Source organism: Dorea sp. AF36-15AT, assembly GCF_003477705.1.
In the GTDB taxonomy this organism is placed as follows: domain Bacteria; phylum Bacillota; class Clostridia; order Lachnospirales; family Lachnospiraceae; genus Claveliimonas; species Claveliimonas ammoniilytica.
Map to the genome: position 1 here is coordinate 189,000 of NZ_QUDV01000001.1, position 16,165 is coordinate 205,164.

At 44.5% G+C, this 16,165-nt stretch carries 15 protein-coding genes; 14 read left to right on the forward strand and 1 reads right to left on the reverse strand.

Going from position 1 to position 16,165, the window contains the following annotated elements; translation table 11 throughout:
- The first annotated feature begins 9 nt into the window (after window positions 1–9).
- From DWZ93_RS00805 to DWZ93_RS00865, 13 genes are all read left to right on the forward strand, one after another.
- Window positions 10–2,064, forward strand: a complete 2,055-nt coding sequence (locus tag DWZ93_RS00805; RefSeq protein WP_118451707.1) for a peptidoglycan D,D-transpeptidase FtsI family protein — start codon at window positions 10–12, stop codon at window positions 2,062–2,064.
- Between the two features lie 78 nt (window positions 2,065–2,142).
- Complete coding sequence (locus DWZ93_RS00810) at window positions 2,143–3,861, forward strand: peptidoglycan D,D-transpeptidase FtsI family protein (RefSeq protein ID WP_118451708.1); 1,719 nt, start codon at window positions 2,143–2,145, stop codon at window positions 3,859–3,861.
- 57 nt (window positions 3,862–3,918) lie between these two features.
- Window positions 3,919–4,875 carry a phospho-N-acetylmuramoyl-pentapeptide-transferase gene (gene mraY, locus DWZ93_RS00815; RefSeq protein ID WP_118451709.1) on the forward strand — a complete coding sequence of 319 codons (957 nt, stop codon included), beginning with the start codon at window positions 3,919–3,921 and terminating at the stop codon, window positions 4,873–4,875.
- 17 nt (window positions 4,876–4,892) lie between these two features.
- Window positions 4,893–6,245, forward strand: coding sequence for a UDP-N-acetylmuramoyl-L-alanine--D-glutamate ligase (gene murD, locus DWZ93_RS00820; protein ID WP_118451710.1), 1,353 nt, complete (start codon window positions 4,893–4,895; stop codon window positions 6,243–6,245).
- Between the two features lie 16 nt (window positions 6,246–6,261).
- Entirely contained in the window at window positions 6,262–7,338 is a 1,077-nt protein-coding gene (locus DWZ93_RS00825; protein WP_118451711.1) for an FtsW/RodA/SpoVE family cell cycle protein, read from the forward strand.
- Window positions 7,339–7,376: 38 nt separating this feature from the next.
- On the forward strand, window positions 7,377–8,240 hold the full coding sequence (locus DWZ93_RS00830) for a cell division protein FtsQ/DivIB (RefSeq protein ID WP_118451712.1): 864 nt from the start codon (window positions 7,377–7,379) through the stop codon (window positions 8,238–8,240).
- 162 nt (window positions 8,241–8,402) lie between these two features.
- Window positions 8,403–9,638, forward strand: a complete 1,236-nt coding sequence (gene ftsZ, locus DWZ93_RS00835) for a cell division protein FtsZ (RefSeq protein ID WP_118383306.1) — start codon at window positions 8,403–8,405, stop codon at window positions 9,636–9,638.
- 261 nt (window positions 9,639–9,899) lie between these two features.
- On the forward strand, window positions 9,900–10,673 hold the full coding sequence (locus tag DWZ93_RS00840; protein ID WP_118451713.1) for a sigma-E processing peptidase SpoIIGA: 774 nt from the start codon (window positions 9,900–9,902) through the stop codon (window positions 10,671–10,673).
- Between the two features lie 12 nt (window positions 10,674–10,685).
- Window positions 10,686–11,417 carry an RNA polymerase sporulation sigma factor SigE gene (gene sigE / locus DWZ93_RS00845; RefSeq protein WP_118383308.1) on the forward strand — a complete coding sequence of 244 codons (732 nt, stop codon included), beginning with the start codon at window positions 10,686–10,688 and terminating at the stop codon, window positions 11,415–11,417.
- A 63-nt stretch (window positions 11,418–11,480) separates the two neighbouring features.
- Window positions 11,481–13,088: an MBL fold metallo-hydrolase RNA specificity domain-containing protein gene (locus DWZ93_RS00850; RefSeq protein ID WP_118451714.1), complete on the forward strand. Its 1,608-nt coding sequence runs from the start codon at window positions 11,481–11,483 to the stop codon at window positions 13,086–13,088.
- A gap of 120 nt (window positions 13,089–13,208) precedes the next feature.
- A complete protein-coding gene (gene sigG, locus DWZ93_RS00855) occupies window positions 13,209–13,985 on the forward strand; it encodes an RNA polymerase sporulation sigma factor SigG (protein ID WP_118383309.1) in 777 nt (258 codons plus the stop codon).
- A gap of 57 nt (window positions 13,986–14,042) precedes the next feature.
- On the forward strand, window positions 14,043–14,693 hold the full coding sequence (locus tag DWZ93_RS00860) for an HAD family hydrolase (RefSeq protein WP_199665863.1): 651 nt from the start codon (window positions 14,043–14,045) through the stop codon (window positions 14,691–14,693).
- A gap of 21 nt (window positions 14,694–14,714) precedes the next feature.
- Window positions 14,715–14,978: a glyoxalase gene (locus DWZ93_RS00865; RefSeq protein ID WP_118451716.1), complete on the forward strand. Its 264-nt coding sequence runs from the start codon at window positions 14,715–14,717 to the stop codon at window positions 14,976–14,978.
- 52 nt (window positions 14,979–15,030) lie between these two features.
- Here the strand turns inward: DWZ93_RS00865 and DWZ93_RS00870 are convergent, their stop codons facing one another.
- Entirely contained in the window at window positions 15,031–15,462 is a 432-nt protein-coding gene (locus DWZ93_RS00870) for an FMN-binding protein (protein ID WP_118451717.1), read from the reverse strand.
- 117 nt (window positions 15,463–15,579) lie between these two features.
- Here DWZ93_RS00870 and pth point away from each other — a divergent pair, with 117 nt between their 5' ends.
- Window positions 15,580–16,161, forward strand: a complete 582-nt coding sequence (pth, locus tag DWZ93_RS00875) for an aminoacyl-tRNA hydrolase (protein WP_118383312.1) — start codon at window positions 15,580–15,582, stop codon at window positions 16,159–16,161.
- Window positions 16,162–16,165 lie beyond the last annotated feature (4 nt).

A 16,165-nucleotide genomic window follows, 5' to 3' on the forward strand; every position in this document is an offset into this window, starting at 1 on the left:
GGTGGAAATATGATCAGAAAAGTAAAATCCTATTTGATAAAGAAATTTCCCAAATTTATGCAAAAGAAGCTGGTATTGCTCTATGGAGTTATTATACTGGCTTTTGTTGTTCTTGTGGGAAGGGTAACTTATATCAATGCCAGATCCGGCGATGAATACACCAGAGTGGTGCTGGAGCAGCAACAGTATGATAGTCAGACGATCCCTTATAAGAGAGGAGATATCACAGACCGTAATGGGACAAAGCTTGCAACGAGTGAACGAGTGTATAATGTGATCCTAGATGTGAAAGCATTAAAGAGTGATGATGCCTATGAGACGCCGACGATCGCTGCGCTGGTGGATTGTTTCGATCTGAAAGAAAGTGATATTCAGAAAGTAATCGAGGATAATCCGGACAGCAGATATCAGATTCTGAAAAAAGGGGTGGAATATGCAACTGCCCAGAAGTTTGAGAAGCTGACAGCGGATACGGAGAATAACTCTAATATTAAGGGCATATGGCTGGAAGAAGATTATGTGAGAAAATATCCATATAATACACTGGCAAGTGATGTGATTGGTTTTACTTCTGACGGTAATGTGGGAAATAATGGTATCGAGGGATATTATAACTCTACGTTAAATGGAAGTGACGGACGCAGATACGGATATCTGGATTCAGATTCGACGGTAGAGAGAACGGTGAAAGAGCCGACCAATGGAGATACCGTAGTGTCTACGATTGATCTTCAGGTACAGAGTATCGTAGAAAAACATATTCTTGCATTCAATGAAGAACATAAGAATTATGCCTATGATGGCGAAGGTAGTAAAAACACGGCGGTAATCGTAATGAATCCACAGAATGGAGAGATCATTGCAGAAGCGAGTTATCCGAATTATGATCTGAATAATCCAAGAGATCTTTCCGGTTATTATACGGAAGAGCAATTAAAGGCAATGTCAGATGATGATAAACTGGAAGCATTGAATTCTCTGTGGAAAAATTTCTGTATCAGCGATACGTATGAGCCTGGATCAACTATTAAACCGTTTACGGTAGCAACAGCATTGGAGACTGGAGCATTGAAAGGAGACGAGACCTTCTATTGCGGCGGTATGCTGCATGTGGGAGATCACGATATTCACTGTATCAATCGGGAAGGACATGGCACACAGACCATCAAAGAGGCTGTGCAGAATTCCTGTAACGTGGCATTGATGCAGATCGGAGCATTGATCGGTAAAGACAACCTTAGCAAGTATCAGCATGTATTTGGATTTGGTGAGTTGACAGGTATTGATCTTCCGGGAGATGCCTCTACAGAAGGTCTGTTGTATACGCCGGAAAATATGGATGATGCCAGCCTGGCAACCAACTCATTTGGACAGAACTTTAACGTAACTATGACACAGTTGGTATCTGGTTTCTGTTCTCTGATCAATGGCGGCGATTATTATGAGCCACATGTGGTAAAACAGATCCAGAACGAGAATGGCAATGTGATCGAGACGAAGAATCCAGTGCTTGTAAAACGGACTGTTTCCCAGGAAACCAGTACCATGGTCAAGGACTACATGCGTGGTGTAGTTGAAAATGGTAGTGGTAAGAAGGCTAATCTGGAAGGCTACGAAGTAGGAGGTAAAACAGGCACAGCCGAGAAGCTTCCTCGTGATAATGGTAAGTATTTGGTATCTTTTATCGGTTATGCACCACAGGAGAATCCGGAAGTGGTTGTGTATGTGGTTATCGATGAGGTCAATGATTATGATCAGGCACAGAGTTCTTATGCGGTACAGATGGCAGCCGATATCATGAAAGAGATTTTTCCATATCTCGGAATTACAACGGTGGAAGGATATGAGCCGACAACTGATGATGCATCAACAGCTGACAGTACATCAACAGACACTGCTGTGGAAAGTACAACTACAGACAGTACTTCTACAGGAACTGCATATACCAATGGTACATCGGGAAGTTCAGACAGTCCGTATGAAGGATACGAACTTGCATCGGATGGATACTACTATGGTATGGATGGGTATTACGATAAATATGGTAATTTCTATACCTATTAAACATAAAAAAGAATAAATAAGCATAACCCCACAAGACGAACCGTAAACTGTATGGAATCGTATTGTGGGGTTTCTTGATTGAAGAACAGAACATATAACAGAAAAAAGATATGTGTCGTATTCCTTGCGGCTCTTGGAATTGTAATCTTTCTGATAGGGAGAATGGTGTATCTGATGATCTTTGAAGCGGAGTATTATCAGAAAAAGGCAGAGGCACTGCATGAACGGGAGCGTGATATCAAAGCGGCAAGAGGGGAGATCATTGATTGCAATGGAACGGTACTTGCTACGAATAAAACAGTTTGTACGATTTCGGTCATTCACAGTCAGATTAAAGATCCGGAGCGGGTGATCCGTTCTCTCTCAGAACTTCTCGATATGGATGAAGAAGCAGTTCGGAAAAGGGTAGAGAAGGTGTCATCTATTGAAAGGATTCAGACAAATGTGGAGAAAGAAATAGGAGATAAGATCCGGGATCTGGAACTTGCAGGAGTAAAAGTGGATGAAGATTTTAAACGGTATTATCCGTATCATGAACTGGCGTCTACAGTGCTTGGATTTACCGGAGGAGATAATCAGGGAATCATTGGTCTGGAAGTGAAGTACGAGGACTGGCTGGCGGGAACGGATGGCAAGATTCTGACCGTGACGGATGCCAGGGGTGTGGAGCTAGATAAGATCGCAGAGGACCGATTAGAACCGGTGCCGGGGAAAACATTGCAGCTCAGTATGGACTACAATATTCAGATGTATGCGCAGCAGATGGCTGAGAAGGTCATGGAAGAAAAACAGGCAGATGGCGTATCGATCATCCTGATGAATCCTTCGAATGGGGAACTGTATGCAATGGTAAATGTGCCGGAATTTGATCTGGATGATCCGTTTACTTTACCGCAGGGGACAGTGGGACTTACGGAAGAAGAAAAACAGGATGCGCTCAATCAGATGTGGAGGAATCGCAGTATCAATGACACATATGAACCCGGATCTGTATTCAAGGTGGTGACGGCGGCTGCCTGTCTGGAGGAAGGCGTGGTCACTACGCAGGATCAGTTTCATTGTCCGGGATATTATGTGGTGGAAGACCGTAGAATCCGTTGTCATAAAATAGGCGGACATGGATCAGAGACTTTTGTGCAGGGGATCCAGAATTCCTGCAACCCGGTATTTATTAATATTGGTCTGCGGCTTGGCGTGGATCGGTTCTGTGATTATTATGATCAGTTTGGTCTGCTTGGAAATACAGGCGTGGATCTGCCGGGCGAAGCATCTACCATTATGCATCAGCGGAAGAATATCGGGCAGGTGGAGCTTGCAACCATGTCTTTTGGACAGTCCTTTCAGGTGACACCTATCCAGATGGCGACAACATTCAGTTCTATTATTAATGGAGGCAACCGTGTGACACCACATTTCGGGAAACGGGTATTGGATCAGGACGGAACGGTGGCGGAGACATTTTCGGATAAAAAAGGGAAACGGATTTTATCAGAAGAAACATCAGCAACAATGCGTGCACTTCTGGAAAGTGTTGTGTCAGAAGGTGGTGGTAAGAATGCTGCTGTAGAAGGTTATCGTATTGGAGGAAAGACAGCGACTTCCCAGACACTGCCACGTAGTGCGAATAAATACATTTCCTCTTTTGTGGGATTTGCGCCGGCAGATGATCCGCAGATTCTCGGGATGTGTATTATCTATAATCCACAGGGAGTGTATTACGGAGGGACTATAGCGGCTCCTGTAATCGGAAAAATCTTCGAAAATATCCTTCCCTATCTTGGCATTGAAAAAGAATAAGAAATGAAGTATACTGTTTTAAGTTAGAAAAAAGCAAAAGAGACGATGAGGTGTGTTATGGATTATAAAATATTTATTCCGGTATTGGTGTCATTCGCGTTAAGTGCAATTATGGGACCAGTGATCATTCCTGTACTGAGGAACCTGAAGATGGGGCAGACAGAGAGAGAGGAAGGAGTAAAAGAGCATTTGAAAAAAGCTGGAACGCCAACTATGGGAGGCGTGATCATCCTGCTCAGTATACTGATTACTTCGTTGCTTTACATCAGAAGTAATCCGCAGATCATTCCGGTACTTTTTGTGACGATCGGTTTTGGCCTGATTGGATTCCTGGATGATTATCTGAAGGTAGTCATGAAGCGTTCGGACGGATTGTTTCCAAAACAGAAGATGGCGTTACAGATTGTAGTAACAGCAATCTTTGCATATTATCTGGTGAAAGTGGCAGGCATTTCTTTGAAAATGCTGGTTCCGTTTTCAGGTGGAAGGTATCTGGATCTTGGATGGCTTGCAATTCCGGTACTGTTCTTTGCAGTGATCGGTACAGTCAATGGTGTGAACTTTACGGATGGACTTGACGGATTGGCTTCCAGTGTTACTGTACTTGTGGCTACGTTCTTCACTGTGGTTGCGATTGGTACCAAGAGCGGGATTGAGCCTGTGACCGGAGCAGTTGTAGGTGCGCTGCTTGGATTCCTTCTGTTCAATGTATATCCGGCAAGCGTGTTTATGGGAGATACAGGCTCCCTGGCATTAGGAGGATTTGTGGCTTCCGCGGCGTATATGCTTCAGATGCCGTTATTCATTATTATTGTAGGTCTGATTTATCTGGTAGAGGTACTGTCAGTTATCATTCAGGTTACCTACTTTAAGAAAACCGGTGGAAAGAGAATTTTTAAGATGGCACCGATCCATCATCACTTTGAACTTTGTGGCTGGTCAGAGACCAGAGTTGTGGCTGTATTTTCTATTATTACAGCATTGCTTTGCATGGTTGCGCTGATGGCTATGTAACAGATTAGGAGGATATCATGGATATAGCAGGAAAAAATGTGCTGGTGTTCGGTTCTGGTATCAGCGGAATCGGAGCAGCAGGACTTCTGGAAGAACGAGGAGCGTCTGTGACGCTTTATGATGGCAATGACAAGCTGGATGTGGAGGAGATCCGCGGCAAGATGAAGGATGGCGCGAAGACGGATATCGTGTTGGGAGAGTTCCCGGAAGAGCTTCTTGGTAAACTTGATCTGGTGATCATCAGTCCCGGTGTGCCGACGGATCTTCCGATCGTGAATCGCATGCGGGAATCAGATATTCCGGTAGTAGGCGAGATTGAGCTTGCATATGAGCTTGGCAAAGGAGAAGTACTTGCGATTACCGGTACCAATGGTAAGACTACGACGACAGCACTTCTTGGAGAGATCATGAAGGCTGTATATGACAGCGCATTTGTAGTTGGTAATATCGGAATCCCTTACACCAATGTAGTAGATGAGACCAGAGATGATTCTGTGATCGTAGCGGAGATGAGCAGTTTCCAGTTGGAGAGTATTGTAGACTTCAGACCGAGAGTATCTGCTATCCTGAATATTACACCGGACCATCTGAACCGTCATCATACGATGGAAGCATACATACAGGCTAAGAAAAATGTGGCGATCAATCAGACAGCAGAAGATACCTGTGTATTGAATTATGAGGACGAAGTACTTCGTGAATTTGGTGAAACATTGCAGACGAAGGTTCTATATTTCAGCAGCAAGCGTAAACTGGATAAAGGAATCTATCTGGATGATGGTAACATCATTTACCGGAATCCGGATGAATGTCTGGTGTGCAATGTAAAGGAGCTTAAACTTCTTGGTGTACACAATTATGAGAATGTAATGGCAGCAGTTGCTATGGCAGCAGCTTACGGTGTGCCGATGGACAGTATCCGTAAGACGATTAAAGAATTTGCAGGAGTAGAACACCGTATTGAATTTGTGGCAGAGAAGAATGGTGTGGCATATTACAATGATTCCAAGGGGACGAATCCGGATGCTGCGATCCGTGGAATTCAGGCAATGAACCGTCCAACGTATCTGATCGGTGGTGGTTACGATAAACAGTCCGAGTATAAAGAATGGATTGAGAGTTTTGATGGCAAAGTAAAGAAACTGCTTCTGATCGGACAGACCAGAGAAAAGATTGCCAAAGAGGCAGAAGAGTGTGGATTTACGGATATTATGCTGTTAGATACATTTGAAGATGCGGTGCTTACAGCTGCAAAGCTTGCTGAGCCAGGAGAGGCAGTGCTTTTGTCTCCGGCATGTGCAAGCTGGGGGATGTTTAAGAACTACGAAGAACGCGGAGATAAATTTAAAGAAATTGTAAATTCTCTGTAAGGAGGCTTGGCGCTTCGTGCCGGACTTGAAAAAGAAAAGCTATGATCACACATTGTTGGTGACACTGTTTCTGATTATGATCATCGGACTGGTGATCCTGTACAGTACCAGTGCCTACAATGGGGAAGTGAAGTTTCATGATTCTTTTTACTATCTGAAGAAGCAGCTGTTTGCGACAGGACTTGGCGTTGTGGCGATGTTTGTGATGGCCGGGACGGACTATCATTTCTGGAAGAAATTCGCGATTCCGGCGTATCTGGGTGCAATCCTTCTGTCGATTGCAGTCGTATTGTTCGGTGATGAATATAACGGTTCCAAAAGATGGTTGTCTTTGGGACCGTTTTCATTTCAACCGTCCGAATATGCCAAGGTGGCAGTTATTCTGTTCCTGGCATATCTTGTGACGAGAAATGTGGAGAAGATGAGCAGTATCTGGACGATGCTTCGGATTATGCTGTGTGTACTGCCGGTAGTTGGTCTGGTGGGGGCCAGTAATTTGAGTACGGCAATTATTATATTGGGGATTGCTGCAGTGCTGATCTTTGTGGCAAGTCCCAGATATGCACAGTTTATCTGGATGGGGGTGCTGGGATGTGGCTTTATGGCTGTGTTTCTGGCACTGGAGAGCTATCGCCTAGAGCGAATCGCAATCTGGCGTAATCCGGAACAGTATGAGAAAGGGTATCAGACGCTGCAGGGACTGTATGCGATCGGCTCCGGTGGATTATTCGGCAGAGGACTGGGTGAGAGTATTCAGAAGCTTGGTTTTGTGCCGGAAGCGCAGAATGATATGATATTTTCCATTATATGTGAAGAATTGGGGCTGGTGGGAGCAGGCTTTGTACTGATATTGTTCCTGGTTCTGATATGGCGGTTCTTTGTGATCGCGACACATGCAGAAGATCTGTTTGGTGCGCTGATCGGAACAGGAGCCATGGCACATATGATGATACAGGTGATTTTGAATATATCGGTAGTGACCAATACGATTCCTAATACGGGGATCACACTTCCTTTTATCAGTTATGGAGGAACATCAGTAGTGTTTCTGCTGCTTGAGATGGGGCTGGTGCTCAGTGTGTCGGCCGGATAATGGATAAAGAGATGGGAAACTACGCAGGAGGAGTATAAATGGCAAAGAAACGGAGAAGAAGGAGAAAAAAGAATCACAGAGTGTATGCATTAGTAACGCTGGTTCTGGCAATTGCGATCATAGTGATCGGATTTGGACTTTTGTTCTATGTACAGAAGATTGAAGTAAGCGGCAATGATTATACAGAAAACGAGATGATAACAGAATCGATGCAGAAGGATACGCTGTCATTCAATTCGGTTTATCTGCTGGTAAAATATCGCTTTCTGAAGCATGATACACCGAAGAGCCTGGATTCTATGAAGGTAAGTCTGAAGAGTCCATGGACAGTAAAAGTAACGGTAAAGGAAAAAACGATTATCGGATATTTAGATGAAGGCAGTGAGTATGCGTACTTTGACAAAGACGGAAAGATTGTGCATAAAAGTACGGAACTTAGGGATGGCGTGCCTGGGATTGAAGGCATAGATGCCGGCAGCACAAAGCTGTATCAGAAAATGAAAGTAAAGAGTCATAAGCTCCTGCAGGCAATCCTTAATGTGGCTGTGGAAGTGAAGAATTATAATTTGACACCGGATCGGATTGTGTATGAGGATGATGGGATTAATCTGTACTTTGGTGCTATCTGTGTACAGCTTGGTACAGATATTACGACAGAGAAGATGGCGCAGATCTCACCGATCATCGCAAAACTCGAGGGTAAGAGCGGTGTACTTCATCTGGAGTATTATGAGAATGATTCCAATGTGATCACGTTCTCTGAGGAAGAGGCAGATGGGTCATCAGAAGATGATACGACATCAGAAGACGATGCAACATTAGAAGATGATACAACATCAGAAGATTCACCGGATGACAGTTATGGCACATCAGACTTTCAGGGAACTTATTATGGAGAATAGTTGTGAATATTATGAAAAATCGGTAAATTCCTATTGATATTTTGCCAAAAAGCTTATATTATAATACTATATATGGCAGAGTCTGTGTGCATCTGATGTATCAGACATGGTCGATATGGGATGTATATTTATATAATAAGGATGACGAAGGAGGAGAAACTCTTGCTGGAAATTAAGACAAACGAATCAGAAGCAGCGGCAAAGATAATTGTTGTAGGTGTCGGCGGCGGCGGTAACAACGCTGTGAACCGTATGATCGACGAGCAGATTGCCGGTGTTGAATTTATAGCTGTTAATACAGATAAGCAGGCACTTCAGTTGTGCAAGGCTCCGACACTGATGCAGGTTGGAGATAAGATTACAAAAGGACTTGGCGCTGGTGCCAGACCGGAGATCGGTGAGAAAGCTGCTGAGGAAAGTGCAGAAGAGATTTCGGCAGCACTGAAAGGTGCGGACATGGTATTTGTTACCTGTGGTATGGGTGGCGGTACCGGTACAGGAGCCACACCGGTAATCGCACGTATTGCCAAGGAGCAGGGTGCACTTACTGTTGGTGTTGTAACCAAGCCTTTCCGTTTTGAGTCTAAGACTCGTATGAACAATGCTCTTGCTGGTATTGAGAAGTTAAAAGAAAGTGTAGATACGCTGATTGTCATTCCAAATGACAAGCTGCTTGATATTGTAGACAGACGGACAACCATGCCGGAAGCTTTGAAGAAGGCTGACGAGGTATTGCAGCAGGGTATTCAGGGTATCACAGACCTGATCAATGTACCATCACTGATCAACCTCGACTTCGCTGATGTACAGACTGTTATGACAGATAAGGGCATTGCTCATATCGGTATCGGTCAGGGACGCGGCGATGATAAGGCTCTGGAAGCTGTTAAGCAGGCTGTTGCCAGTCCGCTTCTTGAGACTACGATCGCGGGTGCATCTCATGTTATCATCAATATTTCTGGTGATATCACTCTTATGGATGCAGCAGATGCAGCTGAATATGTTCAGGAACTTGCAGGTGAAGAGGCTAATATTATTTTTGGTGCTATGTACGATGATTCAAGAGCTGATGAAGCTACAATCACAGTTATTGCTACGGGCTTACATAACGTAGGCGGCACAACCTCTAAATTAAAATCCAGACTGGAAGGCGTACAGCGTCAGGGTATGGTTCCACCGGCATCTTCTTATGAGAGACAGTCATATACTGAGAGACCGACTTACGCATCACATGCAGCTAAGCAGGATATGGGAGCTGCACCGACTTCTAACGGTGGTACAACAGCAGTTCCAAGAAGAACAGTAGGCGGTACATCACCGACACTGGATACACCGAAGATCCCGACTGCTAAGGTGAAAGAGCAGTCCATTAAGATTCCGGATTTCTTCAAAAAATAATTAATATTGACACGATTCGAAGAACCGTTGTAACGGCAGATGTTTTATTCTGCAATTACAGCGGTTCTTTTACGTAATAGTCATTATTGCAACAAAAAAAGGAAAGAATCTTGGCAGTAAAAATGTTATGCGTCTGTTCTGTTTTTGACAAAATATTTATCTTTCGTTCTCTATAATAGGTCTTGTTTGATTACCAAATCGATTTAGTATTCAGAAGAAAAAACAGAAAAAAACGAATTATTATTCAAGAGAGGATATCGTGTGTATTATGAGCTGTATATAGACGTATTATTTCTGGAGAATTTCCTGATGGACTACATATTGCTCCTGATCACAAAGCATGTACTGCGTTCTCGTGAGCCTGTCTGGCGGATCTGTTTGGCAGCACTTGCCGGGGCGCTTGCAACCTGCGTAGTGGTCGCTGTCAGGATACCTTATACGTTTATAAAATATGGACTTTTTTATTTGATTATTCCTGGAATTATGCTGATAGTGGGATTGAGGATCCGCAAAGGACCGGAGCTTGCAAGGGGAATGATTACTCTGTATATCGGTGGATTCCTGACAGGAGGGATATTTTCCTTTCTCGGACAGTATGCACAGGTTGGAAGTCTGTTCTTTGCACTTGCGGTAGCGAGCTATTATCTGGCTTCCGGGGCGCTGAAAATGTTATCACTGTTATTTCATTTTGGAGAGATCCACTGTGAAGTACGGCTGGTGTATAGGGAAAGAACGTGTTCGGCAGCGGCTGTGATTGATACAGGAAATCATCTGCGGGATCCGGTGAGTGGGAAGGCAGTCAGTATTATCACAAGGCATATGGCAGAGAAGCTGATGTCTTTGGAAGAATTGAAAAGTCTGCGCAAGATTGAATATCACACCATCGGAAAAGGCAGAGGAATGCTGCCGGTGGTTACCATCGACAGCCTGTGGATTGAAGGAGAAGAGCAGAGCTATGAGAAACCCATGATCGCAGTAAGTGATGACGCCTCTTTTGGAACGAGATATGACATGATATTAAATCCAGATATATAGCAGGAGGGTGTAATGATGAGTATGGCAGCAGGACTTGGATGGAAGATATTTCCACAGGTGAGAACATTTTTATTTCCGGAAACGAAAGAAGTTTTTTATATTGGTGGTGCCGATATCCTTCCGACACCGTTAAATGCAAGAGAGGAAGCGGAAGCTATCTCCGGGATTGGCACCGAGCGGGAGGAGGAAGTGAAAAAGAAGCTGATTGAGCATAACCTCAGACTGGTCGTATACATAGCTAAGAAGTTCGATAATACAGGAGTTGGTGTGGAGGATTTGATTTCCATTGGTACGATCGGACTGATCAAGGCGATCAATACCTATGATCCAGAGAAGAAGATCAAGCTTGCAACCTATGCATCCAGATGTATTGAAAATGAGATTTTGATGTATCTCAGGAGAAATAATAAGACCAGGCTGGAAGTGTCCATTGATGAGCCGTTAAATGTGGACTGGGATGGGAATGAATTGCTGTTGTCAGATATACTGGGGACGGAAGAGGATACAATCACCCGGGATCTGGAGCATGAAGCAGAGTGCAGAGTACTTCTGAAAGCGCTTGGAAGACTGAGCAGAAGGGAGCAGATGATCGTCCGGATGCGCTTCGGGATCGGTACCGGAGACGGGGAGGAAAAGACTCAGAAAGAGGTGGCGGATATACTTGGGATCTCCCAGTCTTATATCTCAAGACTGGAGAAGAAAATCATGCAGAGATTGCGCAGAGAAATGGTAAAATATGTGTGAATGTAGTATAATAAACCTAACAATAGAACCGTGACAGATACATAAGAAAAAGGGGATGACGGTATGAAACTTACGTTTATAGGAGCAGCCCATGAAGTGACTGGAAGCTGTCATTTGCTTCAGGCATGTGGCAGGAATATTCTGATTGACTGTGGTATGGAACAGGGACCGGATCTGTATGAGAATCAGGAGCTTCCGGTTAATGCGGGTGACATCGATTACGTATTATTGACTCATGCGCACATCGATCATTCAGGTAAGCTTCCTCTGCTGGCAAAAGAAGGATTCCGGGGTGAGATCATTACGACATTTGCTACAGCAGATCTGTGTGATATTATGCTGCGTGACAGCGCGCACATCCAGGAATTTGAGGCAGAATGGCGCAACCGAAAGGCAAGACGAAGCGGTGCAGAGATCTATGAACCAATGTATACCATGGCGGATGCAGATGCAGCGATACGTCTGCTGGCTCCGTGTGATTATAATCAGAGGATCACACTGTGTGAAGGCATTGAGGTAAGATTTACCGATGTGGGACATTTGCTCGGATCAGCCTGTATTGAGATCTGGATCAATGAGGATGGCGTGTCTAAAAAGATTGTATTTTCCGGAGATGTAGGCAATCTGAACCAGCCGATCATCAAAGATCCTCAGTGTGTAAAAGAGACAGATTATGTGGTGATCGAATCTACATACGGGAACCGGACACACGGAGATAAGATTCCGGATTATGTAGGCGAATTTACCCGTATTTTGAAAGAGACATTTGACAGGGGCGGTAATGTAGTGATCCCATCCTTTGCCGTAGGAAGGACGCAGGAGATCCTGTATTTTATCCGGGAGATTAAGGAAGAGAACCGGATTCCGGAGTATCCGGATTTTGAAGTTTATGTGGATAGTCCACTGGCGATTGAAGCTACCAGAGTGTTCAATAAGAATGTAAAGTCCTGCTTTGACGAGGATGCTATGAAGCTGATCGAACAGGGTATTAACCCACTGGTATTTCCAGGATTAAAGACGTCTATCACGAGTGATGACTCTAAGGAGATTAATTTTGATGAGAAGCCGAAGGTTATCATCTCAGCTTCCGGCATGTGTGATGCAGGACGTATCAGACATCATCTGAAGCACAATCTCTGGCGTAAAGAATGTACCATTTGCTTTGTAGGATATCAGGCAGTGGGAACTCTTGGACGAAAGCTTGTAGAAGGTGCAGAGTGCGTTAAGATCTTTGGCGAGAGTATTATGGTCAATGCGAAGATTGAATGCCTGCAGGGGATCAGTGGTCACGCAGATATGAACGGACTTCTGGCATGGCTGCATGGTTTTGAGAAGAAGCCAGAGAGGATCATGGTCGTACATGGTGAGGATCATGTGACAGACAGCTTTGCAGAGCTTGCATCCAAAGAGATCGGATGCCCGGCATTTGCACCGTATTCCGGTGGTTGTGTGGATCTGGCGACGAATACGGTGATTACGGCAGGTACACCGGTACCGAAGAAGGCTGCTGAGAAGCCGGCAAGAGCACGTGCCAATGCTGCATTTGAACGTGTGGTTGCAGCTGCTAAGAGACTGCTGCAGGTGGTTCTTAAGAATGAAGGACTGGCGAACAAAGATCTGGCCAAATTCGAGACACAGATTCAGAATCTGGCAGACAAATGGGATCGTTAATGTCAAGGACTAAAAATTTTTTTATTTTCCTCAAGGGAGAATAACACCTGACCATATGGAGAGAATTTCTACTAGATAGAGCTGTGGATACAGCCAATATACATCTGGTGGAGGTTCGTAATGGCACAGGGAAAAGTGGAAATATGTGGAGTGAATACAGCAAAGCTTCCTATCCTGAGTAATCAGGAGAAGGAAGCTTTGTTTGCGCGTATCAAGGCAGGGGATGAAGAGGCGAAAGAACAGTATATTAAGGGAAATCTGAGATTGGTGTTAAGTGTTATCAAACGGTTCGGTAATAGCAATGAAAACCCGGATGATCTGTTTCAGATCGGATGTATCGGTCTGATCAAGGCAATCAATAATTTTAATACGGAGCTGGATGTGAAATTCAGCACTTATGCTGTCCCGATGATAATAGGGGAAATCCGAAGATACATGCGGGACAACAACAGCATACGGGTGAGCAGATCGTTACGGGATACGGCATATAAGGCAATCTATGCCAGGGAAACCTATGTGAAGCGTAATCAGAAGGAGCCTACGGTGGAAGAAATCGCGCAGGAGATAGGTATCTCAGGTGAGGATATTGTCTATGCGCTGGACGCCATACAGGTGCCTATGAGTTTGCAGGAGCCGGTCTATAATGACGGTGGGGATCCACTGTACGTGATGGATCAGATTAGTGACCGCAAGAACAAAGAAGAAAAATGGGTGGAGAATCTGTCGCTGGAAGCGGCATTGGACCGCCTTGGAGAGCGGGAAAGGTATATCATAGAGCTTCGATTTTTTGAAGGAAAGACACAGATGGAAGTGGCAGATATGATCTGCATTTCCCAGGCACAGGTGAGCCGTCTGGAGAAATGTGCCCTCAAAAGTATGCGCCAGTATCTGAGTTAATTAGCGGTTGCTTTTTCATTCCTTTCATACTATGATAGATACAGAAAGGAGCGGATTATGAAAGCATGCATTTTTGACCTTGACGGAACATTGACAGACACACTTGATTCAATGGTATATTCAGTGAACCTGACTTTGCAGGAGATGGGGCTTACTGAGATCAGCAGAGATCAGTGCCGAAGATTTGTAGGGAATGGAGCACGGAAGCTGATAGAAGATGCGTTGAATGCAGCAGGCGATAAAGGAGCGACACGGATTGAAGAGGGAATGCAGGTATATGGCAGAGTCTTCGGGGAGAACTGTACGTACCATGTAGCACCTTATGCAGGGATCCCGGAAGCATTGGAAGAGCTGAAGGACAGAGGAATAAGGCTTGCAGTGTTGTCGAATAAGCCGCATCAACAGACCCTAGATGTGGTAGAGACCTTTTTCGGAAAAGAGTTGTTTGATTATGTACAGGGACAGATGGATGGAATTCCGCGCAAACCGGATCCGGCTGGTATCCATTACATTCTTAAGAATATGCAGATTCCTGAATCAGAGTGCTTGTATGTGGGAGATTCTGAGGTGGACATTGTCACAGGACGTGCGGCAGGAGTTAAGAGCGTTGGCGTAGAATGGGGCTTCCGTGACAGGAAGACACTTGAGTCTGCAGGAGCAGAGCATATTATTACTACACCGGATCAGTTATTACAATTCGTATCATAGTCGTGAGGGAGGATAAGAGATATGTATGAATACGATGAAGAATGTCTGCAGGCGTTTCTGGAACAACAGGGCAAGCTCTTTGATGAGCCGGTAGCTGATACGCTGGAAGAAGCAGAGGCATTTTTGGAAGATTGCATGGCAGCAGTTGTGAATAATATCGAAGAAGTTAAGGAATTTCTGGAAGAAGAGGGCATGGATGTAGATGGCATGTCAATGGAAGAGATTGAGGAAGCCGCAGAAGTATTTGCACTGCCGAGCGGACAGTATCTGATTGTAGAAGGATAGAAGAATCTGAGATAAAAATTGAAAAAGAAGAATAAGAACTGAGAAGCCGCAGCTAATTAGCCGCGGCTTTTTTCAATGCCTCATCGACAGCATTTATGATTGCCTGAGAGGTATAATGGGTCTCTTCTGTGTACTGGATATCATCGAGAGACTGGTTGGCGACGATCTGGTCGGCAATCTCCTCAATTGCCGGTTGAAGTAATGGATACATGGCAGAGACTGTCTCATTCAGATTGGAGAAATGAATGGATGTGATCTCGGTTTCTGAGACGGTTACTTCCAGCGAAAGCGTGGTATCTCCAACCGTCAGATCTGAAGTATAGACGCCTGGATTATATTTGGCTGTTTTGTTATGACTGCCCCGTACTTTAGGCAGAAACATGAAAATAAGCAGCAGGATCAGTACTATGGCTAAGACAGCAAAGATCGCTGTATAAATGATCTCTTTCATGTGTAAGACAACGATTCTGGTTTTGGAACTCATAATGGCCTCCTTATCAGTGGTCCTGGTATTATTTCTATAAATGTATGCAGGGAGGAAGGGATTTATGCGTGACAAATGGGAGCTTCTCTTGTAGAATAAGGAACGGAGGTAAGAACGATGTATATTATTGCAGGACTTGGTAATCCTACGAAACAGTACGAAGGTACAAGACATAATGTAGGATTTGATGTGATAGACCGCATTGCGGATGAATATAATATTTCTGTAGAGACACGGAAAGGAAAAGCACTGACGGGCACCGGGATCATTGCGGGACGCAAAGTCCTTCTGGCAAAGCCGCAGACTTATATGAATCTCAGCGGGGAGAGTCTCCGGGCACTGACAGATTTTTATAAGATCGATGTAGAGACAGAACTTCTTGTGATCTATGATGATATTAGTCTGGATGTGGGACAGCTCCGGATTCGTAAGAAAGGAAGTGCCGGAGGTCATAACGGAATCAAAAGCATTATCAGCCATTTGGGTACGAATGTATTTCCAAGGATCAAAGTAGGTGTCGGTGAGAAACCGTCCGGCTATGATCTGGCAGATTATGTGCTGGGACATTTTTCTAAGGATGACAGAGCAAAGATGCAGGAAGGCTATACCAGAGCCATGCACGCAGCAGAGATGCTTGTGGCGGGTGATGTAGAGCAGGCCATGAACGAATATAATAAAAAAGCAAAACAGGAGGCGTAGAGGC